16 protein-coding genes are annotated in these 25,858 nt (G+C 44.7%); 6 read left to right on the forward strand and 10 right to left on the reverse strand.

The features are described 5' to 3' along the window. Positions 1-33 precede the first annotated feature (33 nt). Positions 34-1,491 carry a catalase gene (locus H3S82_RS04225; protein ID WP_078039155.1) on the reverse strand — a complete coding sequence of 486 codons (1,458 nt, stop codon included), beginning with the start codon at positions 1,489-1,491 and terminating at the stop codon, positions 34-36. Positions 1,492-2,068: 577 nt separating this feature from the next. On the opposite strand from H3S82_RS04225, the gene H3S82_RS04230 reads away from it, so the two are divergent. Beyond that, complete coding sequence (locus tag H3S82_RS04230) at positions 2,069-2,938, forward strand: universal stress protein (protein ID WP_198233361.1); 870 nt, start codon at positions 2,069-2,071, stop codon at positions 2,936-2,938. Positions 2,939-3,342: 404 nt separating this feature from the next. Further along, a complete protein-coding gene (locus H3S82_RS04235) occupies positions 3,343-4,257 on the forward strand; it encodes a hydrogen peroxide-inducible genes activator (protein WP_198233360.1) in 915 nt (304 codons plus the stop codon). 572 nt (positions 4,258-4,829) lie between these two features. Here the strand turns inward: H3S82_RS04235 and guaB are convergent. Further along, positions 4,830-6,326, reverse strand: a complete 1,497-nt coding sequence (guaB, locus tag H3S82_RS04240; RefSeq protein WP_077970625.1) for an IMP dehydrogenase — start codon at positions 6,324-6,326, stop codon at positions 4,830-4,832. Between the two features lie 766 nt (positions 6,327-7,092). Next, on the reverse strand, positions 7,093-8,664 hold the full coding sequence (locus H3S82_RS04245) for a phospholipase D family protein (RefSeq protein WP_198237117.1): 1,572 nt from the start codon (positions 8,662-8,664) through the stop codon (positions 7,093-7,095). 522 nt (positions 8,665-9,186) lie between these two features. Between H3S82_RS04245 and H3S82_RS04250 the strand changes: the two genes are divergently transcribed. Continuing rightward, positions 9,187-10,401: an MFS transporter gene (locus H3S82_RS04250; RefSeq protein WP_246785234.1), complete on the forward strand. Its 1,215-nt coding sequence runs from the start codon at positions 9,187-9,189 to the stop codon at positions 10,399-10,401. 179 nt (positions 10,402-10,580) lie between these two features. On the opposite strand, the gene H3S82_RS04255 is transcribed toward H3S82_RS04250, so the two are convergent. Further along, a complete protein-coding gene (locus H3S82_RS04255) occupies positions 10,581-12,326 on the reverse strand; it encodes a cation acetate symporter (RefSeq protein ID WP_198232688.1) in 1,746 nt (581 codons plus the stop codon). Beyond that, positions 12,323-12,631 (reverse strand): DUF485 domain-containing protein, encoded by a 309-nt coding sequence (locus H3S82_RS04260; RefSeq protein WP_077970629.1) that lies wholly within the window; start codon positions 12,629-12,631, stop codon positions 12,323-12,325. The genes H3S82_RS04255 and H3S82_RS04260 overlap by 4 nt, the downstream gene beginning before the upstream one ends. A gap of 712 nt (positions 12,632-13,343) precedes the next feature. On the opposite strand from H3S82_RS04260, the gene H3S82_RS04265 reads away from it, so the two are divergent. After that, complete coding sequence (locus H3S82_RS04265; RefSeq protein WP_198225173.1) at positions 13,344-13,706, forward strand: DUF488 domain-containing protein; 363 nt, start codon at positions 13,344-13,346, stop codon at positions 13,704-13,706. Here H3S82_RS04265 and H3S82_RS04270 read toward each other — a convergent pair. The 5 genes from H3S82_RS04270 to H3S82_RS04290 all read right to left on the reverse strand — a co-directional run bounded on the left by H3S82_RS04270 (position 13,672) and on the right by H3S82_RS04290 (position 24,102). Next, complete coding sequence (locus H3S82_RS04270; protein WP_078039164.1) at positions 13,672-15,066, reverse strand: FAD-binding oxidoreductase; 1,395 nt, start codon at positions 15,064-15,066, stop codon at positions 13,672-13,674. The two genes, H3S82_RS04265 and H3S82_RS04270, sit on opposite strands and share 35 nt — an antisense overlap. Positions 15,067-15,645: 579 nt before the next feature. After that, complete coding sequence (locus tag H3S82_RS04275; RefSeq protein WP_077973445.1) at positions 15,646-17,043, reverse strand: FAD-binding oxidoreductase; 1,398 nt, start codon at positions 17,041-17,043, stop codon at positions 15,646-15,648. Positions 17,044-17,465: 422 nt separating this feature from the next. Then, complete coding sequence (locus H3S82_RS04280; RefSeq protein WP_198237119.1) at positions 17,466-19,952, reverse strand: heavy metal translocating P-type ATPase; 2,487 nt, start codon at positions 19,950-19,952, stop codon at positions 17,466-17,468. A 135-nt stretch (positions 19,953-20,087) separates the two neighbouring features. Then, positions 20,088-21,692, reverse strand: a complete 1,605-nt coding sequence (locus H3S82_RS04285) for a DUF882 domain-containing protein (protein ID WP_370541217.1) — start codon at positions 21,690-21,692, stop codon at positions 20,088-20,090. Between the two features lie 1,006 nt (positions 21,693-22,698). After that, entirely contained in the window at positions 22,699-24,102 is a 1,404-nt protein-coding gene (locus H3S82_RS04290; RefSeq protein ID WP_198232691.1) for a sigma-54 dependent transcriptional regulator, read from the reverse strand. A 265-nt stretch (positions 24,103-24,367) separates the two neighbouring features. On the opposite strand from H3S82_RS04290, the gene H3S82_RS04295 reads away from it, so the two are divergent. Further along, on the forward strand, positions 24,368-24,742 hold the full coding sequence (locus H3S82_RS04295) for a hypothetical protein (RefSeq protein ID WP_198225169.1): 375 nt from the start codon (positions 24,368-24,370) through the stop codon (positions 24,740-24,742). A 30-nt stretch (positions 24,743-24,772) separates the two neighbouring features. Then, positions 24,773-25,768 carry a ferrochelatase gene (gene hemH, locus H3S82_RS04300; protein WP_198225168.1) on the forward strand — a complete coding sequence of 332 codons (996 nt, stop codon included), beginning with the start codon at positions 24,773-24,775 and terminating at the stop codon, positions 25,766-25,768. The last annotated feature ends 90 nt before the right edge of the window (positions 25,769-25,858 follow it).

Here is a 25,858-nt window from a genome sequence, read left to right on the forward strand (position 1 = left end):
GGCTGAAAAGCCCGCTTTTTCAATGCATGGAAACTATTTGCTTTCTTTTTTACGCTTTATGGCAGCACGTACGCCTGCTGCATAGTCAGGATGGACTTTTTCAAAGTGTCCAAGTTGACGCTCGATGATGAAATCGGGAACGCCTTCCATTGCATCGGCAATGTTGGAGAAAAGCCGGTTTTTCTGGTCCTGATCGAACAGATTGAACAGTGCCGTTACCTGACTGTAATCGTCATTACCAGCCCGATGATCGTAACGATAAGCGTCACCGGTAATTTTTAACGGCGGCTCTTGTGCCGATTTGTCTTCAACCGGTCCATTGAAGGAATTCGGTTCGTAATACGCATCGACATTATTGGTGGAATGACCGCCATAAGTGTTCATTTGCCCGTCACGATGGTAGTTATGAACAGGGCAAACGGGTTTGTTTACCGGAATTTGTTCATAATGCGTGCCCAAACGATAACGGTGGGCATCCGCATAAGAGAAGATACGGGCTTGCAACATTTTGTCGGGCGAATAACCGATGCCGGGAACGATGTTGGAAGGCGAAAAAGCAGCCTCTTCGATTTCTGCAAAATAATCGTCAGGATTACGGTTTAATTCCATAATACCGATATCCATTGGCGGATAATCTTTATGAGGCCAAACTTTTGTCAGATCGAACGGGTTATAAGGTGTTTTGTCCGCATCTGCTTCAGGCATAATCTGAACCTGAACTTTCCAGCGCGGGAAGTTGCCACTTTCGATAGCATTGTAAAGTGCCTCTTGTGAGCTTTCACGCGTCTTTCCTACGAGTTCCGTGGCTTCGGCATTGGTATAGAACTTATGCCCCTGCATCGTCTTGAAGTGGAACTTGACCCAGAAGCGTTCGCCTTTGTCGTTCCACAATGAATAAGTATGCGAGCCATAGCCGTTCATATGCATGGTATCAATCGGTAATCCGCGGTCGGACATCAGAATAGTGACCTGATGCAGACTTTCCGGAGAAAGCGACCAGAAATCCCATTGGGCAGTGTTAGAACGCAAGTTTGTCCGCGGATGGCGCTTTTGCGTATGAATGAAATCGGGAAACTTATAGGCATCTCGAACGAAAAACACCGGAGTGTTATTGCCAACGAGATCCCAGTTTCCTTCGGAGGTATAGAATTTCAATGCAAAACCGCGAACGTCGCGTTCCGCATCTGCTGCGCCGCGCTCTCCGGCAACAGTAGAAAAACGGCCGAGCATCGGCGTTTCCGTTCCAGGTTTGAAAACGGCGGCTTTTGTATAGCGGGTAATGTCGCCTGTAATCTTCAATACACCATGTGCACCGACACCCTTGGCATGGACAGTGCGCTCCGGGATACGTTCCCGATTTTGATGCGCCAATTTTTCCAATAATTGATAATCCTGAATCAATACCGGGCCACGAGGACCAGCCGTAATAGAATTCTGATTATCAGGTACAGCGGCACCTGCTGTTGTCGTTAATGTAATCCGCTCACTCATGAAAGCCTCCAGTCTGTGAATGTTCAAATCGTCTCACCAAAGAAGATAGGGCAAATTTAAATTAATTCTAATTTTAATTTGTTTAAATTCCTATTAGGAAAAATTATGACAGGACGCATCGTTATTGGCGTAATTTATGGATGCGTTGACAACGTTCAATTTCATGTGCTTGCAAAAGACGAGGGTGGACGCTTTTTTACGAGGGAAAAAAGCGGTTAGTTCATATATTTACAGGAGATAGCAGTGTTTCACGACGCGTGTTTCGAAAGGTCGCGCTTTCTCGATAACAGTTTTTACAAGTATAGACAGTACGTTCAACTATCAATTGGAATTGATAAAACGTTTAATAATAATTTTTTCAAAAAAATATGATTTTACAATAATTTAAAATTAATATATCATAATAAAATATATATTTTTGATTTGTTTTTACAATAAAATTTTAATTTTATTGTACGAATAATATCATTGCTGATAACAATAGATAGTTGGAAAAACGGTAATTTGATAGCTATCTATATGATTTATTTTCATAAAATTTATTCTATATTTGATTGACAAGAAAACGGGAAACTTTATGGAACAGCCGATACTTGCCCTGGTTGACTCTTCAATTTATTGGAAATCGGTTTGCGACCTCGCAATCTGGGCTTCCCGGACATTCAATGTGCCTGTCCGATTGCTGAATGTTCTTGATAAAATGTCTGATGATGTTTTAGTTCCGGACGAGATTGCCAAGGATATTGATAATCGTTTTCTATCCGATTTTGCCGATAAAGTTCGGGACGAGACGGCGAGCTATGCTCAATTGATGCAGGAATTGGGGCAAACCGTACTTGATAATGCGAAATCCTACATTGAAAGACGTGAGAAAGTTATTGTTGATACCAGATTGCGCTATGACAGCCTTGCTGATGCAATCGGCTTTTACGGCAAAACGTCTTCATTGATTATCATCGGCAAGCAAGGTCAGCAAACGTCTATCAATGACGGATATAGCAAAGTAGGCAATAATTTCGAAACAATCGTACGCGCTGCTCAAAAGCCGGTTTTGGCGGCGTCAATAGAGGTAAGGCCGATCAAAAAAGCGCTGTTGCTTTATGATGAAAATTTCGGTCTCAATTTGGTTGTTGATTATCTTAAACGTTATCATAGTATTTTTGATAAACCGGTTATGATTGCGGTTTCACAAAACAATTTCCAATTGGTAGAGAAAGATATCGATTATATCGAAAAAGTATCAAAACAAGAAAATATTGCCTTGTCATTATTGGCGGTTAATGAAGACTTCAATGAAGAAATTCTAAATAATATTGCTTATGAAAATAACATAGATCTACTTATCATTAATGCGTTTACGGAATCAAAAATTAAAAATATGTTATTCGGTTCGGTGCATAAAATACTTATACAGAAAATAAAAGTTCCAATACTTATTGTTAGATAAATGAATCCAAGAATAACATTAGCTTGAAAAATACTCCTAACGAACGCTGTTTTGCCTTAGGTAGGGAGCACATGAACCAGTGACCACATGGTATTTGGAGCAGCAGTTCATAAAAAGACAGGAAGCCGAAACATAGGGGGAAATGTTTCGGCCTCCAAAGATCATCTCTATTACAAGATGACCAAATAAAAAATGACACAGTTACAGATTGAGCGCTCGCTATATTCCCTAACCGAAAAAATTCGGTACGAAAATTAGACAGCAAGCTCTCAATCTCTGTAATTGGCAGTCAACCCTCCGGCAAGGCACTGCCCGGTTCTTTTTCAGAACATTAGTATTATTATGCAATGAATAGAATAAAATCCAATTGCTTTTTGTTTTAAATTGTATAAGAAAAAATTATCATGTTTACCATAAGACAGCTTCGTTATTTTCAGATTTTAGCCAATACGGGTCATTTCGGAGAGGCATCCGAAAAATTGGGCATTTCACAACCCGCACTCTCCGTGCAAATTGCTGAAATGGAAAAATTAGCGGGATCGCCGCTTTTTGAACGGACATCCAAGCGCATTATATTAACGCCACTTGGTTGCAATTTTCTCCCGATCATCAATGATATTCTGGCAAGATTATCTGTCTTGGGGGATATTGTTGCGGCGCATGAATCGCCGCTAAGCTATCCGATCAAACTTGGTATTATTCCGACGGTCGCACCTTATATATTGCCGTCGGTTCTGCCGAAAGTGCGTCATTTATATCCTTCTTTGGCACTTCAAATTCAGGAAGCAAAGACCGAGAGGCTTGTTGAATTGCTGCGCAATGGTCATATAGACGCGATCGTGGCGGCAACGCCAGTTGAAGATGGAGAATTTATCTCCGAACCGATTTTCGACGATAATTTTTATTATGCTTTGCCGCGGGACGACCCGCAATCTGTCTATAAAAATGTTCGGGAAGGTGATGTCGATACCGGGAAATTGTTGTTGCTGGAGGAAGGGCACTGTCTGCGCGATCAGACGCTCGAAGCGTGCCAGACCAAAAAATATCGACATGATATCACAGCCTCATCCTTGACGACTTTGATGCAACTTGTTGCCAATGGTATTGGTATAACGATTATTCCCCAAATTGCTGTTTCGACAGAAGCACGGTTGGATAATATCAGCGTTGTCGCTTTCGAAGGCGAGACGCCGCAGCGCCACATTTGCCTCTTCTGGAGAAGACGTTCGCGCCGGAGCAAGGACTTCAAGTTGTTGGCTGATATTCTAAAGTCAATGGCTATCCCGATTCTTGATCAGGCAAGAAATTTTATCGTGTGATGCTCGCGGGAAAACCTTGTTTGATTATGAAAAACCTCTCCTTTTCAAAGTGAAAACTTGAGGGCGTTGCAGCATAACCGCTTTTGTCTGTTAGAAAGTAATCACAAATTAAATTGAAACGGGAATTTTCCTTTTAAAAGGGAGCGAGCCCGATTAGCAAAATAAATCCGCTTTTTTTGAACGGCGTCTGGTGCAACGGACTTCTGCCATCAGATCAGGCTAAAACGGTCAAACGGCTTTGTCCGGAACACCTCGAAGACAAAGACTATCCGTTTCAAGGTTCGAATATATTCCGGTCAAGCTGAACATGCCGAAAGCTTAGCTCATGTTTTGTCGATTGAATTCGAAATAGCTGTCTGTGCGGGATGATCGCTCAAAATCAATCTCCCGTAATTCCGTTCTGTGTCTCATGAACGATCAAGCTCGTAGCCTTCAACCATCAGCCGCTTTTTAAGAAGATGAGAAGAAATCAGAGGAAGTGGTCAGACAGATTGCTCGGCCGAACCGAAGTTGAAATCCCCCTTGTCGGCATTTCAGACAGACAAGGGGGATTACATTTTAAAAAACGTCAATTACAAAATCGCACTCGGATAATTCGGGCTTTCACGAGTAATCGACACATTATGGGTGTGGCTTTCGTTAAGACCCGCATTGGTAATGCGAACAAATGTCGCTTTTTTGCGGAATTCTTCGAGGTTAGGCGCACCGAGATATCCCATTGATGCGCGCAGGCCGCCAGCCAATTGGTGAAGAACAGAGGCGGCCGGACCTTTATAAGCAACCTGACCTTCAATACCTTCGGGTACAAGTTTTAATTCGTCTTTCACATCTGCCTGAAAATAACGGTCGGCCGAACCGCGAGCCATTGCGCCAACTGATCCCATGCCACGATATGCTTTGAACGAACGACCTTTATAAAGATAAACTTCACCGGGGCTTTCTTCCGTGCCGGCAAGGAGTGAACCAATCATGACAGCGCGGGCACCTGCTGCCAAAGCTTTGGCAAGGTCGCCCGAATATTTGATACCGCCATCGGCAATGATCGGAATGCCGGCTTTATCGGCAACTTCGACGGCTCCCATAATAGCGGAAAGTTGCGGAACGCCGACACCGGCTACAATACGGGTTGTGCAAATGGAACCTGGCCCAATGCCGACTTTCACTGCATCAGCTCCGCAATCGATAAGCGCTTGCGTCGCTTCCGGTGTTGCGACATTACCGGCCATAATAGCTGTTGAACCGGCAATCTTTTTGATTTCTTTAACAGCATCAAGTACACGCTGTGAATGACCATGAGCAGTATCAATCACCAGAATATCGACACCGGCATCGATAAGCCGCTCTGCGCGTTCCATACCATCGTGACCAACGGTACTTGCTGCCCCGACACGCAAACGCCCGTGCGCATCTTTCGCTGCATTCGGATTGAGGCGTGACTTTTCGATATCTTTGACGGTGATCAAACCAACGCAACGCCCTTCATTATCAACAACCAGAAGCTTTTCAATGCGGTTTTGATGAAGGAGTCTTTTAGCTTCGTCATGTTGAACATTCTCACGCACAGTCACGAGATTTTCCCGTGTCATCAATTCGTAAATTTTCTGTTTTGGATCGGAAGCAAAACGAACATCACGATTGGTCAGAATACCGACAAGGCGGCCGGGGCCTTTCTCGCCATTTTCAACAACAGGAATGCCGGAAATGCCGTGTGCTGCCATAAGCGCTTTGGCTTCTTCCAAGGTGGCTTCGGGTCCGATGGTGACGGGGTTGACAACCATACCGGATTCGAATTTCTTGACCTGACGGACCTCTTCAGCCTGTTCTGACGGTGTCATATTGCGGTGGATAACGCCCATCCCGCCAGATTGTGCCATGGCGATCGCCAATCTCGACTCGGTTACCGTATCCATTGCCGCCGATAAAAGCGGCATGTTCAAGACTATGTCGGTTGCAACGGTCGTTTTAAGATCGACCTGTCCCGGCATAACTTCAGAATGGGCAGGCTGTAAAAGCACATCGTCAAATGTCAGTGCTTCTCTACCTGTAGCTGTTTCGATGATTTTTGCCATGTCCAATATTCCTTTAAAAACGAACGCGCCGCTGGAACAAAAGTACCGCGGCATATTCGTATTGCTTCTTATGGATTGGCGCTGGTTCGTAACACGCGGGGACAGAATTGGAAAGGGGGGTGGCAATCACATTTTAAGTTATCACACTTTAATTTGGTTTATTTTTTTTAAAAAATCCGCAAATCATCTTATCCGATAACCAAAAAAGTTGCATTCATTTAATCTTTTGGCGGATAACGAAAGGAAGTTTTATTTAGCATTTGGCGGCGTTTATTTTTCGCAAAATTCTGAACGATTATTTTATTCGATACGCGGATGTTCCATCTTTAAAAAATTGTACGGCTGCGTAAGCAATTTCCTGATTATATCAGTCGTCTCTCGTCAAAGATCAGGGGTTCCTCCACCAAAAATAGACGAGAGTCGAAGAACCACTTCGGTTGCTCAATTTCAGCGAAACCAAACTTATCTAAAACGTTAACACCGGCAGGTTTGATGCCCCCTCTCGGGGAGAAAGGTTAAGATCAGACGCGTCCAATATAATGGAGGGACTGGCAAAATATTTTTCCCATAAATAGCGTGATGCATAGCTGATCAAAGAAGAAGATTTCCTGAAATCATTGAAAGACTTTTATCCATTCGGGATGCTTTTTGTGGCACCTATCGAATAGTCGGATTTCAAGCAAGACGAACTTGTGAGTTTCAAGCCAAGCCTAATAAATGAGGTATTTGCGCACACATTATTTTCTTACAATGCAGATTATTTTTCTTACAATTGGGACTGGATAGGCAACCAACTAATCAATTTTGCAAAAGCGCGCCGCCATATGGGGCTTTCCGGTTCACGCTTCGCAGTACATGGCTTTTCATCTTCAACATAATTCCAGTAAATCCGGTTTTTGCTATCAAGATGAAGATGATAGCTCATTTCCTCTGTTGTTTCTTCGGCAAAAAGTTTGTTCAACCTTTCGGAAATCGGCGGGCATTCAAACAATATTCCCATCTCTGTGTTCAGCGAAGCCGAACGCGGGTCAAAATTGAAAGAACCGATAAAAGCTGTTTTACCGTCGATCAGAAACGCTTTGGTGTGAAGGCTTGCGCGACGTGAACCGAACAGACGCAAGCGATGCGGGCCACCATTGGGTTTCAGCTCGTAGAGTTTTGCGCCGCCTTTAAGAAGTGGCTTGCGATAAGGTGCATATCCGCCATGGACCGCTGCGACATCGGTTGCTGCCAATGAATTGGTAAGTATCCGGACATCGGCACCATTTTTTACGAGCGTGCAAAGCCGTTCGGTTCCGGCTTTTCCGGGAACAAAATAGGGCGATGTTATCTGCAACTCGGTTTTTGCACTATCAATTAATGGCGAAAATACCGTCATCAGCCAGTTTTCCGGTCTATGCCCCAGAGCTTTTTCAGGAGGATCGGAAACAACATCAACCGCGACAACCGGAAAAAGCTTATGCTGCGGTTTGATAAAATGCTCGAAATTCATATGGGCGCGGACATAGTCAAGATAAGGTTTTGCGTTTTCCGAGTCATGAAATTGCGTGAGTTTGTTTTTCCAATAATTGATATCGCGGGCTTTTTTGGGCACAGCCAAAGCATGGATGGGCAATGCCACGGCACTGTTCCAGAAAGAATCGAAAATCGTTTCAACTTTTTTGACCGAAGGGCCGACAAGCATCAAATCAAGGTCGCGAAAATTGGAGGCCTTGCCTGCACCAAAATAGGCATCGGCAATATTACGCCCGCCTACAAAAGCGATGCGGCCATCAATGATAAAAGCTTTGTTGTGCATTCTGCGGGTGACGGTCAATGCACGTAACATCATTTCAAGACCGCGTCTCAAACCACCGTTTCTCGCCCGTCCGGGATTGAACATGCGTATTTCTATGTTCGGATGTTTATCAAGCGCCACATAGGCAGGATCACGCCCCTGTGCATTAATATCGTCAAGCAGCATACGAACGCGCACACCTCTATCGGCAGCATCCATCACTTCTTTCAAAAGAAGGCGGCCTGTCAGGTCATCATCCCAGATATAATACATGAGATCGAGACTGCGACCGGCAAGCTCGGTTCCGACAGCGCGACCGGCAAAAGCATCAAGATTACTGATGAAAAGCGACAAACCGTCTTTTTCAACACCTAATCCGTTTTCCCGTTTAGCCAAATCTTCAATTTTCAAATCTATTTTTGTGCGATCTTCACCTATCTTCAACGCAAAGGAATTTTCGCCGCGCGCACTTTTGGCAAAACGCCCATAAGCATAGACAGCCAGCATAGAGGCCAACGCAAAGACGATAACAATGACGATTGCGAAATGTAGAATATTCAAAGAAAAGGCTCTCTTATTTCAGAAAACAAGGTAATCTAATATAATCACTCAATGCCGTCTATTCATTTCCTGAATTAACAATTTTAAAAAAATGATGAAACGCTTCAAGGCATTATAAAAGACAAACAGAAACGCATAACAATTTCACAATCTTCTTGGAGGAGAAATGTGGGTGGTGACCTTCCGATTTTTCATTTGTTCGTTGTTTAAAGAAGTTTGACCAAGTGCGTAAAACCCTTTTTGTCAATAAATGAAAAATCGGAATGATATGTCCATTTCGACATCATGGTCTTCAAAACGTGTTGTTCAATCTGAAAGCAAAAACAGCTATTGATCTGAGGAAATAAATCGCTTTTCATTTTTTCATAAAATAATGGATGAAAATCAAGGAACCGGCAAACGGTGGATGAACGACAGGAATGGATGACAAAACGGAAATGAATTCACCCGATATTGCCAATTGTTCTTATCTTATAAAAGTTGCAAAACATATCGGCATAAAAATATTCTATGGGTGAGCAAATGGTTGAGCAAACGGAGGAATTGTCGCCTTATTGGCGGCGAAATCTCGTCATATCGGCTTTTGGTGCTTTTACGACGATTGTCGGAATGACTGTTCTTTTGCCCTTTTTGCCACTTTTTGTTGAAGAAATCGGGGTGAGCGATCCTGAGGCCGTTTCGGAATGGTCAGGCATTGCTTATGCAGCGACGTTTTTTTCCGCGGCTCTTGTTGCGCCTTTGTGGGGGCGTTTGGGCGACCGTTACGGACGTAAGCTCATGTTGGTTCGTGCAAGTTTCGGAATGGCAATCTCGATCGGATTGATGGGCTTTGTTACAAGCATTTCACAATTGGTTTTATTGCGATTGTTGACGGGGCTCGCTGGAGGTTACGCTTCGGGAGCGGCTATTCTTGCGGCCACACAAACGCCGAAAGATAAAACCGGATGGGCATTGGGCGTTATTTCGTCCGGTGTCATGGCGGGCAATTTTATTGGTCCTTTGATTGGTGGTATTTTGCCGAATTATATTGGCATAAGAACATGTTTTGTCGCTATCGGTGTTCTGATTTTTATAACTTTTATCGTTACGACATTTGCGATCAGTGAAAATCATAAGGTTTTTGTTGACCGGCGTCGTAAAAAAGACAAGGTCATGCTCACGCGAAGTCTCTTTAATCACAGTGTTTGTGCAATGTTGCTAACCGGAGCGCTTCTAACATTTGCCAATCTGTCAATCGAGCCGATTATAACAATTTACGTCAATACTCTGTCGAGAGGAGGAGCGAGTGTAACTTTCTGGGCAGGTCTTGTTATGTCAATGACAGCATTAGGAAGTGCGCTATCGGCAAGTTTGGTCGGACGGCTTGCAGATCGTGTCGGTCATTGGAAAATATTGGTCGGGGCGATGATTTTGTCGACAATTCTTGTCTTGCCGCAAGCATTTGTTGAAACCGCATGGATGTTGGTTGTGCTGCGGTTTCTGCTCGGTCTGGCACTTGGTGGTCTAATTCCCTGTGTCACTGCTATTTTGCGTCATATCGTGCCGGATTATGCTGTGGGGACAGTTCTGGGGCTTTCTGTTTCGTCGCAATATGTGGGGCAGGTTCTGGGGCCTGTTTGCGGTGGTTTTATTGGCGGCTGGTTCGGCATTCGTCCGGTCTTTTTTGTGACCGCCCTGGTTATTTTTGTTGCTGTTGTCATAAACCTGAAACTTTATCGACATTACGAAGGAAATTGAGAACTGGAACATAAAACCGGCATCATACTCATGTTCAAGTTTGACACTTCGCCAAGACACTCCGCAAATTCAAATGGGAGTTATATGAAAAAGGCGGTTCGGGACCGCCTTTTTCTTGAGTACAGGATATTCTTCCAAACCGGATTCTATTTATACAATCCGGTTAAAGAGAAACCGTTTTAATGGTCGGAGGCAACTGACGCTCCGATGCCCGTTTCAGAACGGATTTGCTGGGCAGGGAAACCGGCGCGATCTACCTGTGCCCGATTGGAGTTGTCGGTTATTGAAAATAACCAAACGCCGCCAAAGCCTAAGATCATGGAAAAGAGCGCTGGCGAGGTGTAAGGGAAGAGTACTGACTCCGGCGAGAAACCGAATGTTGAAACCCACACGGCCGGCGAGACAATTGTCAATCCCACGGAAGATATCAAACCAAGAAAACCCCCGATGACCGCACCTCGTGTTGTGCATTTTTTCCACATAATGGAAAGCAAAAGAACAGGGAAATTTGCCGAGGCGGCAATAGCAAAAGCAAGAGCCACCATAAATGCCACGTTCTGTTGTTCAAACACAATGCCAAGCAGGATAGCGACGATGCCGATGATGACCGTAGCAATACGGGAGATACGTAGTTCCACGTCACTCGTTGCAGCTCCTTTTTTCAAAACCATATTGAAAATATCATGGGATATTGCTGTTGCACCGGAAAGGGTGAGACCGGCAACGACAGCCAGAATAGTCGCAAAAGCAACTGCCGAGATAAAACCGTAGAACATATTTCCGCCGACCGCCTTTCCGACCATGACTGCGGCCATATTCGCCGCTCCTGCACCACTTGAAAGGGGTGCTGAAAGTACCGGATCGGAGAGGACAAGTGCAATGGCACCAAAACCGATGATAAAGATAACGATATAGAAATATCCGTTCCAGACAGTTGCCCACAAAACCGACTTTCGAGCTTCTTTTGCATTCGGAACAGTGAAAAAACGCATCAGAATATGGGGAAGGCCGGCGGTACCAAACATCAATGCCATACCGAAGGAAATAGCCGAAATCGGGTCCTTTATAAAACCACCAGGAGCCATAATGGATTGTCCGGCAGCAATCGCTTCAGGCGAAGTGGCGTCAACAGCGTTTTTTTGGGCAAACAATGTCGCTTTGACATTGACGGCCGCCTGAAAGAAATTTTCAAAGCTGAAATTGAATTTCAACAAGATCATAAACGCCATGAAGGTGACACCGATAAGAAGCAATACGGCTTTGATAATCTGCACCCATGTTGTCGCCGTCATGCCACCAAAAAGCACATAGATCATCATCAAAACACCGACGAGAACAACGGCGTAAAGATAATCCAGCCCGAACAGGAGTTTGATAAGCTGGCCGGCACCTACCATCTGCGCGATGAGATAAAAAGCAACAACAGCGAGTGTCCCGCAGGCCGCAAAGATACGTATAGGAACAGTGGCAAAACGGAACCCCGCAACATCGGCAAAATTGAAGCGACCAAGGTTACGTAGCCTTTCTGCGATAAGAAACATGACGATAGGCCAACCAACAAGAAAGCCGACAGCATAGATCAAACCGTCATAACCGACGCTCATGACCATAGCCGAAATCCCGAGAAAGGAAGCGGCAGACATAAAGTCACCGGCAATGGCTAAACCGTTCTGGAAGCCGGTTATACCTCCGCCCGCTGTATAAAAATCGGCTCGTGACCGGGTTCTGTTTGCAGCCCATTTGGTAATCCAGAGGGTCAGGGCAACAAACACAAAAAACATGATGATTGCCGACCAGTTGGTGGCTTGTTTGGGAAGTTGTCCACCAATGGCATCGGCTTTGGCACTAATGCTGTTGGAGAGAAAAACGAGACAGGCACCTATCCCGAAGACACGCTGTTTTTTAAAAAAATAAAAGAGGTTCATTTCTTGACCTCCTTTTTAATCTCGTCGGTATAATGGTCATAACTGCTATTTGCGATCAGAATATAGATTGCAGTCAACAGAACCATGACCACAATCACACCGATGCCAATCGGAATGGCAATCGTTGTAACGCCGGTACCAATGCGTAAACTCAGAAATTGCTTGTCAAAGGCGATGAGTGCAATCCAGCCATAATAAACAATCAGCGCAATAACAGTAAGAACACCACCAAGCCTATTACGCTTTTTTCTCAACGTTATATAAGCGGGGTTCGCCTCAATTCGGGCAATAGTTTCTTTATCCATGACGGCTCCTCCTCCGTGACAGGAAAGTTTTTCAAGGTTAGGTAGACATTGTTACTTGTCATAGCTGTTACTCGCTATAACTGTTACTCGCCATAGCAGTTAGCGCTATGGCTATTAATGATTATTCAAAACGAAAACTGAATGCTTTATCCGCAACCGTCCACGTTTTATATAAAAATATCATATCTATACTACGTATAGACAGTAAAGCATTATATTTTTAGAAAAATTACTTTAATTTTATGTAACAAAACCTCCCATTTTTTCACGTATACCTGTTTTTTACGTATATAAGTGAAACGAACTTAAGGCCTCCTCTTAATCCCTTTCGTTCTATTAAAAAGAATTATTCAAATATGCTCTTATGTCAATATAGGCGGTAACGTATTTCAGTTTTTTATTAGTATTCATTATTCAACTTTTCGTATAACTGTTTTAACACATTGTTTTTATTAGTGAAAATGTTCTTTTAAAAAAGCGGTCAAAGTCATCCGTCGTTCTATAAAAAGAGGAAAATACCGCAGTTTCAAAGACCATCCCAAACCTAAAAGAATTGTCATCATCAATTGATCTATTTTTAAGAAATATGCATAGCGTGAAACGATGTAAAATGTTCTATAGAAAAAAATGACATTTATAGAAAATGACATTTGCCATTGGAAATGTACTGGTTTGAACTTCCGGATTTATAAAACGACTGGGATGACACAGAATGAAGATAGCAATCAAACGGGTTTATGAACCATATTCGGGAGATGACGGGTGGCGGGTTCTAAGCGATCGTCTTTGGCCAAGAGGGCTTTCTAAAGAGAAAGCCCATATTGATGATTGGCAAAAGGAATTGGCTCCGAGCAATGATTTACGTCATTGGTTCAACCATGATGTCAGCAAATGGGAAGAATTCAAAAGCCGCTATATTGCAGAACTCAATACACAATCGGATGCAATAGAACTTTTTCTTTCTTCCCTGAAGAAACACGCGCATGTAACTTTATTATATGCAGCGCATGACGAAGAACATAACAATGCGGTTGTACTTCTCAATTATCTGGAAAACCGTATTTCCCGGGATTGAGAATATTGTCAGGGTCGAGAGCCTGTTTGATTGTCCACATGAAATCGACAGCATCTCCAAGTTCCATACGCAAATATTTTATCTTGCGTTGTCCTATACCATGTTCACCTGTGCAAGTGCCGCCCATTGATATGGCCCGTTCCGACAGCCTTTCGGTAAATTCATAGATGCGTTTTTCTTCCCTCTCGTTATCTTTCGGGTAACCGACAAAAACATGGAAATTACCGTCACCGACATGGCCGATGATTGGACCGATCAGATTGTGTTCCTTCAAGTCTTTTTGCGTTTCCGTAACGCAATCGGCAAGACGTGAAATAGGCACACAGGCATCTGTAGAAAACACGTCGCAGTCAGGTAGGCTCGCTTCGGCAGCCCATAACGCGCTATGACGGGCTTTCCAAAGTTGAGCACGTTTTTCCGGATCGGTCGATTGCTGGAAATTGTTCGAACCATGGGCCGCAGCGATCTCGCTGAAAGTGGCGGCCTGGCTTGCAACGCCTGCCTCATCGCCATGGAACTCGACGCAAAGCGTCGGGCGTGGCTCCAGGCTCAAACCGGAATAGGCGTTACATGCCTTGACCATAAATTCATCCATCAATTCGACACGTGCAAAGGGTATAGCACACTGGATGGACTCGATGACTGTATTACATGCGTCTCCAATTGTTGCAAAAGTGCAAATGCCGCTCGAAACGACTTCAGGTATCGGATGCAGCCTTATTGTGAGTTCGGTAAAAAGCCCGAGTGTGCCTTCCGAACCAACGAGGAGCCGTGTCAGATCATAACCGGCGGCAGATTTTTTGGCTCTACTTGCTGTGCGGATGAGGCGGCCGTCGGCCATGACAGCCTCTGCACATAAAACCGCCTCTCGCATTGTTCCGTAACGAACAGCGCTGGTACCTGATGCGCGTGTAGCCGCCATCCCCCCGATCGATGCGTTTGCACCGGGGTCAATCGGAAAAAACAAACCGCTATCACGCAACCAACTGTTCAATTTTTCTCGCGTAATACCCGGTTGTACTGTAATTGTCATATCTTCCGGTGAAAAAGATACCACCTGATCCATTTTTGAAAAATCGATACTGATCCCACCTACGGGAGCATTCAATTGCCCTTCAAGCGAGCTTCCCACACCAAAACCGATAATCGGCATTTTATGACGGGCGCAAATTTTGACCGTCTTGACAACATCATCTTTTGACAATGCATAAACAACGCCATCGGGCACTTCGTGCCGCAATTTTGTTTCATTGTGCGAGTGAGTATCACGAACTGAAAGATTGTTGCTGAAACGATTGCCAAAGGCCGTTTCCAATTCTTTACACACTTGATCTACGGTCTTCTGATCTAATCTAGCCATTCTCTACACTCCTCTCCCTGTATTGGATAGCTGATTTAAAATGTTGGCACGATTGAGAGTTATTTTTCAATAAAAATATTCGTAAAATAAATGTATTATGTCAATTCATTATAATATATTTGTTATTTTTAATTTTTATATTAGAATGATTTTATAAAAAAACGAAAAAAGTGGAATACCAATATTCCAGAAAAATACACATGTTAAGGGAAACGGACATCAACGGGTCTCGATTATCGCATTTTCACCAATGACGGGTCGAAACATGTTCATCTGAAAAAAATCGTTTTGTTATCATTCAAGAAATTAAAAGCAGAGATTACTTGAGCAATTAAACGCAGGAACGCGTTTTAAAAGCGGTTTAGATATTGCGTTATGCGGATTGTAAGTTTCAAGAAAATAAACAAACCGGAATAAAATCCGAAAAACAAAAATAACCTCAGGAAATAAAAAAGCTGCCCATTTGATTAAAACAGGCAGCCGATGACAGATCAATTTGTAACAGATATATCGGAGTGAAGTGACGCTATAACGATCGTTTCAAAGTTATTGGTTGGACAGCCGCTTCACCATTTATTTTCAATAGTCTTCAAATCCATATTTTCCGGGGTTGAGAATATTGTCAGGGTCGAGAGCTTTTTTGATAGCCCGCATGTAATCGACAGCATCGCCAAGTTCGAGCCGCAAATATTTTGCTTTTCTTTGCCCGATGCCATGTTCACCTGTGCACGTTCCATCCATCGAAATTGCCCGTTCGGACAATCTTTCGGAAAATTCATAGACCTTCTTTTCTTCTTCTTTATTACCTTTGTGATAGCCGAGAAGAACATGGAAGTTTCCATCACCGACATGACCGACCATTGGCCCGATAAGGTGGTGCTCCTGAAGATCTTTTTGTGTCTCACCCACACAATCGGCGAGCCTTGAAATAGGCACACAGGCGTCAGTGGAAAATACATCGCAATCGGGAAGGCTTGCCTGCGCTGCCCAGAAGGCTTCGTGGCGTGCTTTCCAGAGTTCGGCGCGTTTGTCAGGATCGGTCGAATGTTTGAAATCTTTTGATCCATGGCTTGCTGCTATTTCACCAAACAGTGAAACTTGTGCGGCAACGCTGGTTTTATCGCCATGAAATTCGACACAAAGCGTTGGAAGGGGATCAAGTTTCAATCCCGAATAGGCATTGCAGGCTTTTGTCATGAACTCATCAAGAAGTTCGACACGTGCGAAGGGAATGGCACATTGAATTGACTCAATAACAGCATTGCAGGCATCGGTTACAGTCGGAAAAGTGCAAGCGCCACACGAAACCACTTCCGGAACCGGATGCAGACGCAAAGTAATTTCGGTAAAAATGCCGAGTGTTCCTTCAGAACCGACAAGAAGACGGGTCAGGTCATAGCCGGCGGCCGATTTTTTTGCGCGGCTTGCCGTGCGGATAATTCTCCCGTCTGCCATAACCGCTTCGGCACTTAAAACAGCTTCTCTCATCGTGCCATAGCGCACGGCATTGGTTCCGGATGCACGTGTCGAGGCCATGCCACCAATAGATGCATCGGCACCGGGGTCGATCGGGAAGAACAGACCACTGTCGCGCAACCAGCTATTTAAAGTTTCGCGGGTAATTCCGGGCTGGACAGTTATCGTCATATCTTCAGGTGAAAAAGAAACAACCTGATCCATTTTTGAAAAATCGATGCTGATGCCACCTTTAGGCGCATTAAGCTGCCCCTCAATGGAACTTCCGGCACCGAAGGGAATAATCGGCATTTTGTGCTTGGCGCAAATCTTTACGATTTTTACAACATCGTCTTTATTGGTCGCATAGACAACGCCATCAGGAGTTTGTTGATAAAGTGCGGTCACATTATGGGAATGAGCCTGACGGACAGAAAGATTGCGGCTGAACCGGTCTCCGAAAGCCGCTTTCAATTCTTCACAAACACGATCTATTGTCGCTTCATCGCAGTGTTTTGCCATTCTTTTTACTTTCTCTTTGGGTGGGCAATTTTCTTTTGCCACTTTCGCGCCAAGCGCAAGAAATTGCAATGTTATTTCAAAATATTATGATTGATTTCGGTCTTCTGCGAAAATTTTTTCAAAGGATTGAAAATTTATTCAAATTCAATGAGCGCATTTGTTTATCCATTGTGAAATCGTTTCCGGTAATGAACACCGGTTCGATGACAAAATGTTTTGGTGAATGTCAACTTCACCCGTCTTTCCGGCATGATTATTTTGGCTGTTCAAAGAGGATGCGAGTGACAGACTTAATTCACATCTATCTTAGTGCTTCTGTAAATGCTCTCCCCTCTGATCAATCCACTTTAAAACTCTTCATTCAATATGATGAGCGGCGAAGATTGACCTGATCTAATAAGGTTGCCGAAAACACCGTTAGCCTACAAACGGGGTTTGAAACGTTTCAAACGCAATGCATTGGAAAGCACAAAGACACTTGAAATTGCCATTGCTGCGGCAGATAGCATTGGCGACAATTGTACGCCCCAGACCGGATAGAAAATTCCGGCAGCAACAGGAATGAGTAAAACATTATAACCGAATGCCCAGAACAAATTCTGCTTGATGTTGCGGATTGTTGCTTTTGAAATGGCAATCGCATTGACAACGCCTGTCGGATCGCCCGACATCAATACAACATCCGCGCTTTCAATAGCGACATCGGCACCGGTTCCAATGGCAATACCGGTATCGGCAGCCGCAAGTGCCGGCGCATCATTGATGCCATCACCAACAAAGGCGACCCGCCGTTCGCCCCCACGTATTTTTTTCACAGCATCCACTTTTCCTGCCGGAAGCACTTCAGCGACGATTTCTGAAATACCGAGTTTTGAGCCGATTGTCTTTGCTGTGTTGCGGTTATCGCCTGTGACAAGCGCTGTTGCGACACCCATGTTTTGAAGTTCGGCTATCGTTTTCCCCGAATTCTGTTTGACGGGATCTTCAACTGCAAAAATGGCAACCGCCTTATTGTCTATTGCCGCGTAAAAGGGCGTCATGCCTTCATTGCCGAAAATCTCGGCATCTTTGGAAAAGCCGGAGATATCGACATTTATCTCGTTCATATAACGGTCGGCTCCGATAATGACGTCTCGTCCATTAACTTTGCCGGAAATACCAAATCCGGGTTTGGAATTGAATTCTTCAACAGTCGAAAGGGATATTCCGGCTTTTTTTGCAGCTTCATTCAAAGCCTCGCCAATCGGGTGTTCGGAGCGAAGTTCTACCGCTGCAACATCTGCCAATGTTTGTTTTTCATCAAATCCCTCGGCTGTGATTATTTTATGCAAAACCGGTTTACCGACCGTCAGTGTGCCGGTTTTGTCAAAAGCAACAATATCGGTATCACGCAATGTTTGTAACGCATCGCCGCGACGGAACAAAATACCGAGAGTGGCTGCCCGACCTGTGCCCACCATAATAGATGTCGGCGTTGCAAGACCCATTGCACAAGGACAGGCAATGATGAGGACCGATACGCCGGCAATAAGAGCATGGGGAAATTGTGGAGCAGGGCCGACAAAAAACCAGATAAAAAACGTAACAATTGCGGCCGCAAAAACAGCAGGGACAAACCAGCCTGTTACCTTATCAACCAAAGCCTGAATAGGAAGTTTTGCACTTTGTGCGTCTTCGACCATTTTCTGGATTTGTGCAATAAGTGTATCGCCACCGATCTTTTCAGCACGAAACGTCAAGGAGCCATTGCCATTGACAGTTCCGCCATAAACCTTGTCGCCTTCTTTCTTGGCAACGGGCAGAGGTTCGCCCGTCATCATGGATTCATCAACATTCGAGTTGCCACTTGTGACAGAACCGTCAACAGGGAATTTTTCTCCCGGCCGCATCACAATAATGTCGCCGACAGCAACATCATCAAGCGCAACATCTGTTTCTTCATTGTTTCTTAAAACATGTGCTGTTTTCGGTTTCAAACCGGCAAGCATACGGATGGCTTCACTGGTGCGTCCACGTGCACCTGCTTCAAGATAACGGCCAAGCAGAATTAAAGTAACAATAACGGCTGCCGCCTCGAAATAAACATTATTGGTTCCTTCCGGCATATAAGCGCCGGCGAAGGTCGCAACGGTAGAATAGGACCATGCAGCAAAGGAGCCGACAGCAACAAGAGAGTTCATATCCGGAGTGGCACGAAAGAGATTGGGGATGCCGGATTTGAAAAAACGCCAACCGGGGCCGAAGAGCACAAGTGTTGTCAAAATAAATTCGACGAGGCGGGAGGGGAACATACCAATCGTCGTCATGACAAAATGATGGAACGGCGGTATGATATGGCCGCCCATTTCGAGAACGAAAACCGGAATGGTGAGAATAAGAGCTATAATCAGAGAGCGGCCAAGTTTATGCGCTTCAACGGCTTGTCTGTCGACTTGCTTATGATTATTGACGGGCTTTGCACCATAACCGGCTTTTGCAACAGCTTTTTCCAGCGCATCAATTGTCGCAACATTTTTAAGCATCTCGACATGGGCACGGTTTGTTGCGAGATTAACAACAGCAGTCTTTACCCCGTCTACCGAAAGCAGTGCCTTTTCAACGCGCCGCACACAAGAAGCGCAACTCATACCTTCAATATCAAGGTCAACCGGCTGGTAACCTACTTCATAACCGGCTTTCTCGACCGCTTGCACAAGCTCGTCGATACCGAGTTTATTTTTGCTCGTAACGTCCGCTTTTTCTGTTGCCAGATTGACGACAGCATTGTCTACGCCTTCAACTTTTTTGAGCGCTTTTTCGACGTGGCGAACACAAGATGCACAAGTCATCCCTTCAATATCAAGCTCGATATGAAAATTATCATTTGCCGGAGATTGACCGGTTTTTTCCGTTTGTGAAGTTGTTGTCATGAAACGCACCTTTCACATCAAGAGATAATGGTTCCCCTTATGGGAAGGTCAAGAGAAAAAATAGATGAAAAAACCTTATCCGGAGCGAACCGGATAAGGCCTTGATAAAAGATCAAATATTTACGACGACTAAAATCAATATGTGTCGTTGATACGTGCTACAGCGTGGAAGTCGATTGCACGACCTCTGAGTTCTGCAACCCGCGAAATTTCCTGCTTTTTCTCCAGACCGGAAACAAAGACTACATTCGGCACTTTGCGCAATTCCTCGTCGGGAGCGAGCATATCCGAATTTGTTAAAGAAGCCGGTGCTCTATTTTCGTTTTCCGAAATAATGTTTTTCACGTCTTCTTCATCAGGGCGGTCGACTTTCGGAGCAGTTTTCAGTGCTTCTGCAGATTTATTTGTTTCAAGCGCTGCAACAGTTGACTCGTCCGGAGATTGGGCATCATCTGCATCGGCATAATCATCGTCTTCTTCATAATCGTCATCCGGTACAGCGATGATTTCATTTGCTTCGATCAATGCCGTCAAATCGTCACCCGGAACTTTGTCAGACAACTTTCCGGTCTCGCCCCCATTATTGGCAATAGCAAGGGCAACTTTATCAGCCTCATCCTGCCGCAAAGGTCTTGATTCCGGCAAAGGAACCGATGCCAATTTGACTGTCGTCTCATTATCTTCACCTTCATCCGGTTTGAAGGTCGGTACCGGTACATTAGCATAAGCCATAACCGGTGCTTCGTTGGTCTCTTCCTCGTCTTCGTCTGTCGGTTTCATGCCCTTGCCGCGCAAAGGCGAAGTTTCGGGAAGCGGTGCGTCCTTTTTGGGTAATGAAACCACTGTGGTTGTCTTTGGCTCTTCGGCTACGACCGGAGCACTCGGTTGAACACGCACAGGTTGTTCGGTTGACTGTTCTTGCGAATTTTTACGCCCGAAAAGACTGCTGAGAAACCCGCGTTTTTGAGGGGCAGGTGATGCACTGGCATAGACAACCGGTGCCCCGCGACGGGCGAGCCACTCGGCTTTCGCCTCATTATATCCAGAAAGCGGTTTGCCGTCACTTGGTATATACATAGTCTTGCCATCAGGAAATAATGCCATCAACTCGCTGCGGCTCATACGCGGCCAATGGCGTACATTGCCCACATCCATGTGGACGAAAGGCGAACCTGAACGCGGATAATAGCCGACACCGCCAACCTGCTGCTTTAATCCGATAGCACGCAATTTGGCGAGATTGACATCAGGTAGATAGAAGTCCATGGCGTGGCCAAGCGTATGCTGACTGTTTTTGGCAACGCCACTATTGGGCGAACGTGAACGCAACATATTGTTGGTTGCCGGTGAACGATAGGCTGAAACAACATTGATATATTCGCGCGACCCGCTGGTGCGATAAACAGACCAGATGAGATCAAACAGACGCGGATCCATATTCGTTGGTTCATTGCGCCGCCAATCACGCAAGAACACATTCAGCCGCTTCAAACCGGCCTGATCATATTTGCCATCGCGTTTGAAAACAATTTCGGCTTTTTCACCGGTATGGACGTAATAGAGCTTCAAAGACCTTGTTTCAGCCTTTGCTGCTACCGGTGTCAACATAAAGGACAAAGCTGTACCCATTGCCATGAAGGCCAATGACAAACGACGAAATGTCCAAAATGATTTTTTCAAACCGTCAACCACCATTCGTAAAACCTGCCCTGTTACCCGCGGATGAGACGCGATAATCAAAACGTGGTGTTCAATTAACTCGCTCCCCGACCATCTGAAATCGGCTTTATAGTTAGTAAAGCCTAACCCAGAATGGTTAACAGCAGCTTTATATGTGAGCCAGCAAAACAATGATGCTGGTCAAATACGACTATACCATGGCAAAAATGCCACAGAAGAGAACAAATATCAAAAACTCAGTAACATTTTGTTACGATGGTTAATTTTTTCTTTTTATTGACATATTCCTGCGCAGCATCTCTGCCGGTTCATTTCTAATATTGGGATTGAAGCGTCCCAAGACAAGTCAAAATCCTCGTTTTTTGATCTATGTGGAGACAATGAGATGCTTTGGAGATGCCTTGGAGATGCCTTGACGGGGGGCGACATGACGGCGTTGGAAAGCAATGATAATCGCGACATGTCCTGACAATATCGTGCAAATAATATATCATAAAAGCGGCCGATGCAGAACAGATTATCATTGTAAATATGCTCTAACGGATATTCCAACCAGAACTTGCAAATGAAATTTTAATTTTATCTCTGGTGATTGTTTGTCTCGGCGGCAAACATAAAAAATTCGCCAATCTATATTCATTAATAATCACATTCACCAATTGGCGACTTTTAATAATCGCCAGTTTAAAAATCTGTTATGTGAAAAGCGGATTGTATTTTGCATTCAAACGCAACGCGGAGGAAAGTCCGAATTCGTACGCTTTCGAAATGGAAATCGAAAACGTAGTTTCGTTTTGATAAAAAAGGCAGTTTCGTTTTGCTATATAAGCGGGAGAACGAAGGGAAGGGCGGTTCTTGCCTTCTATAAAGAAAACAGAATGAAGTTATAGAGGTTCATTAATTACGATTGCAATTTAGGCTATTGCAGTTTTTCCTCAAGAAAAAACAAATAAAAAGTGGTGACAAAGATATTTGTCACCACCAAATCATCATGCCGCATTAAAATTATGCGGTGCCGACCTTTTCCGGCCAGTCTTATTTAGTCTTATTTTCAGCTTGCCCGTTTTCAACTTGCTCGGCGCAATGTCTCGGTCTCTTTCCGACTTTCAGCATGATATTCATCAAGCTTGCGGTAAAGTGTTGAACGACCGATCCCGAGGCGACGGGCCGCTTCGCTCATGCGTCCACGATAGTGGTTCACTGTGCGTTCAATGATTTCCCGTTCAAGTTCATTATAAGCACGCACCTGACCGTTATCATCAATTAGATGAACGGAATAACGATCATTTTTTTCGGCTATTTCTACCGGTGCATTGCTTCTGAAATCGGCAAGCTGATTTCCGGTTAGTTGCGGGAAGTCACGAATTGTCAAAAGTGGCCCTTGGCTCAGCAATACAGCGCGAAAAAGCACATTTTCCAGTTCACCAACATTCCCTGGCCAATCATGCTGCAATAAAAGCGAAAGTGCAGAACCTGCCACCCCGTGAACATGCGGCTGCCCACTTTCAACGACAATATGTTCAATGGCACGCTGCGCAATATCGGCAAAATCGTCACGCCGTTCGCGAAGCGGGGGAATAATTACGTGACATTCTCTCAACAGATCATAGAATTCCTTCAAAAACAGACCGTCTTCGACAAGCCCCTGAAGCCGTGACGTTGAAATAGTTGTCAAACGGAACTTGGGCTCTTCACCTTTTTCAGATTCCTTGCGTTTCTTGAGAAAATCAACCCAGCGTCTCTGCTGATTAATTTCAAGACGATCTATCTCGCAAAGACAAATTGTTCCATGGTCAATCGCATTGATATGCGGCAGAATCTTGGTTTCCCACTTTTTTGCGTCCTGCAGGGGATCAGAAATCGGCACACATTGGATACGAACAAATTTACCGGTTGCGTAAGGGCTTTCGTGGTGGATCACGCGGGCAAGTGTCTCTCTGCCGGTTCCTTTTTCTCCTTCGACGAGAAGATTTTTGGTTGACAAAGCAGCTTGTTTTGCCCGTTCAAAAGGCTCTTTCATTGCTTCACTATTTGCGTAAAGGTCGGAGAACCGCAAGTGGTTTTCCTGCTGGCGACGAATGTAATGCACTTCACGCTCATAGGTATTGTTGATAGACAGATTGCCCAGTGTCACACTCAATCTTAGTGATGTAATCGGATAGACGAGGTAATCAACGGCACCCGCCTTCAGACTTTTCTGGAGGAGTTCCTCATTTTCTACATCGGACATGACAACGAGCGGGGCGGCAAATCCGGTAACACGGATTGTTGAAATGAGATCGGTTCCGCCAAGGTCACTCATCATCAAATCGACCAATGCAAACGAAATATTACGGCGTTTACGCAACAAATCGAGTGTGCGTAATCCATTTTCTGCTTCAATTACACGATATCCGAGAGCACGAAGAATGGAAGAAGTGTTGGCTCGTTTACCATAGTCTTCGGCTGCTACTAGTATAGGACCCATCATTGCTTTCATCATCTCCTTTGTGAGGACGAAAACGCATAGACAGGCGTTTGGTTGCAAAACATAGGTGTACCTCGTTTGCCCCGCAAGCGTCAGACTACTATCAATCTGATGATTACATGCAACAGAAAAGAGAATTTTTTCCAAAAAAAAAGCTTTTCCGTTGATTTCCATCAAAAGCGACATATTGATTGAGCTATAACATGTTGATACAGCTGTTATCAGTTGTTTTTTTGCCGCTTGATGTCGGTTTTTTGGAGCAAACCTGATGAAACCTATTGCGTCCACTCTTTGTCTTACTGCAATGGCTTTTGCCCTTGCCGCTTGTAATCTTTCACAAAATTATGGCCAGCGTCCTTCGGTGCAGAATATTCCGACAGGAATTGATGGCCAGTGGGTCGATAAAAATGGTATCGTATCGTCGTTCAGAAACGGTATCTTCGAGACGCGTTCGTCCGATACAAGGGAAAAGCTTTCAGAAGGAAATTATCGTTTCAGTAATCCGCAACTTGTCGAAATCGAGATGCGCTCCATCGTGCGCGGAACTGTTTCACGCGTCAATTGCGCAATATCGAACAACTCGATGCAACTCTTGTGCACCTCGAGCAGCGGTTCGCAATTTTCTTTAAACAGAAAAATTTAATAAAAAACGGAAAGATCAGACTGGAATTTTATGGCAGATCAAAAAAGTAAGGTTGGCGTTCTCCTGATTAATCTGGGAACGCCAGAAGGTACCGATTCAACAAATGTTCGCAAATATTTGCGTGAATTTTTGTCAGATCGACGGGTAATAGAATGGCCGCGCATTTTATGGTACCCGATTCTTTATGGAATAGTTCTCAACGTACGCCCGAAAAAGTCCGGTGCACTTTATAAGCGTATCTGGAATTATGAATTGAACGAGTCGCCTTTGCGCACTTATACACGCGCTCAGGCTGAAAAGCTCGGTCCGCTCCTTGATGAGCCGAATGTCGAGGTCTATTGGGCCATGCGCTATGGCAAGCCTTCGATTGACGAGGTGCTCGGCACTATGATCGAGAAGGGGTGCGAAAAAGTTCTGTTTTTCCCGCTTTACCCTCAATATTCTGCGACAACAACGGCAACCGTGCTCGACGCGGTTTTTGCAAGCCTTGAGAAACGTCGTTATCAACCGGCTATACGCTCTGTTCCGCCTTATAGTGATGATCCTGTTTATATTGACGCGCTCGCCCATTCGGTCGAGACACATTTGAAGACACTCGAATTTGTTCCGGAAAAGATCATTGCGTCCTATCACGGTATTCCTCAATCCTACGCAAAAAGGGGTGACCCTTATCCGGAAGAGTGCGTGCGCACAACCGAAGCTTTGCGTAAACGCCTTGGAATGGACGAGAACAAGCTCATTATGTCCTTCCAATCACGCTTTGGCCCTGAGGAATGGTTGCAGCCTTATACAGCCGCGACCGTTGAAAAACTTGCGAAAGAAGGCGTCAAATCTATCGCAGTCTTCAATCCGGGTTTTGTCGTTGATTGTTTGGAAACAGTCGATGAAATGGGCCATGAAGCGCAAAAGACATTCAAAGAAAATGGCGGAGTGAATTTTGTCCATATTCCCTGCCTGAATGACAGTGAAGACGGCATGAAAGTCATCGCCCATCTTGTAAAAAGAGAGCTTCAGGGCTGGATTTGAACTATTGCTGAAATTTTAAAAATTTTGCATTGATCATTAAACGGGGGAAAGCTGCCTACCATCGCTGTTTGTAGCTTTCCGCTGGCAAAT

The organism is Bartonella sp. M0192 (assembly GCF_016102305.1).
GTDB classification, from domain to species: Bacteria; Pseudomonadota; Alphaproteobacteria; order Rhizobiales; family Rhizobiaceae; genus Bartonella; species Bartonella apihabitans.

What these genes read in the sequence shown, in the direction of transcription:
- H3S82_RS04275 (WP_077973445.1), bottom strand. Translation starts at nt 17,043, where the DNA reads ATGGCAAAACACTGCGATGAAGCGACAATAGATCGTGTTTGTGAAGAA.
- H3S82_RS04260 (WP_077970629.1), bottom strand. Translation starts at nt 12,631, where the DNA reads ATGGATAAAGAAACTATTGCCCGAATTGAGGCGAACCCCGCTTATATA.
- H3S82_RS04295 (WP_198225169.1), top strand. Translation starts at nt 24,368, where the DNA reads ATGAAACCTATTGCGTCCACTCTTTGTCTTACTGCAATGGCTTTTGCC.
- hemH (WP_198225168.1), top strand. Translation starts at nt 24,773, where the DNA reads ATGGCAGATCAAAAAAGTAAGGTTGGCGTTCTCCTGATTAATCTGGGA.
- H3S82_RS04250 (WP_246785234.1), top strand. Translation starts at nt 9,187, where the DNA reads ATGGTTGAGCAAACGGAGGAATTGTCGCCTTATTGGCGGCGAAATCTC.
- H3S82_RS04280 (WP_198237119.1), bottom strand. Translation starts at nt 19,952, where the DNA reads ATGACAACAACTTCACAAACGGAAAAAACCGGTCAATCTCCGGCAAAT.
- H3S82_RS04235 (WP_198233360.1), top strand. Translation starts at nt 3,343, where the DNA reads ATGTTTACCATAAGACAGCTTCGTTATTTTCAGATTTTAGCCAATACG.
- guaB (WP_077970625.1), bottom strand. Translation starts at nt 6,326, where the DNA reads ATGGCAAAAATCATCGAAACAGCTACAGGTAGAGAAGCACTGACATTT.
- H3S82_RS04290 (WP_198232691.1), bottom strand. Translation starts at nt 24,102, where the DNA reads ATGATGGGTCCTATACTAGTAGCAGCCGAAGACTATGGTAAACGAGCC.
- H3S82_RS04230 (WP_198233361.1), top strand. Translation starts at nt 2,069, where the DNA reads ATGGAACAGCCGATACTTGCCCTGGTTGACTCTTCAATTTATTGGAAA.
- H3S82_RS04225 (WP_078039155.1), bottom strand. Translation starts at nt 1,491, where the DNA reads ATGAGTGAGCGGATTACATTAACGACAACAGCAGGTGCCGCTGTACCT.
- H3S82_RS04270 (WP_078039164.1), bottom strand. Translation starts at nt 15,066, where the DNA reads ATGGCTAGATTAGATCAGAAGACCGTAGATCAAGTGTGTAAAGAATTG.
- H3S82_RS04255 (WP_198232688.1), bottom strand. Translation starts at nt 12,326, where the DNA reads ATGAACCTCTTTTATTTTTTTAAAAAACAGCGTGTCTTCGGGATAGGT.
- H3S82_RS04265 (WP_198225173.1), top strand. Translation starts at nt 13,344, where the DNA reads ATGAAGATAGCAATCAAACGGGTTTATGAACCATATTCGGGAGATGAC.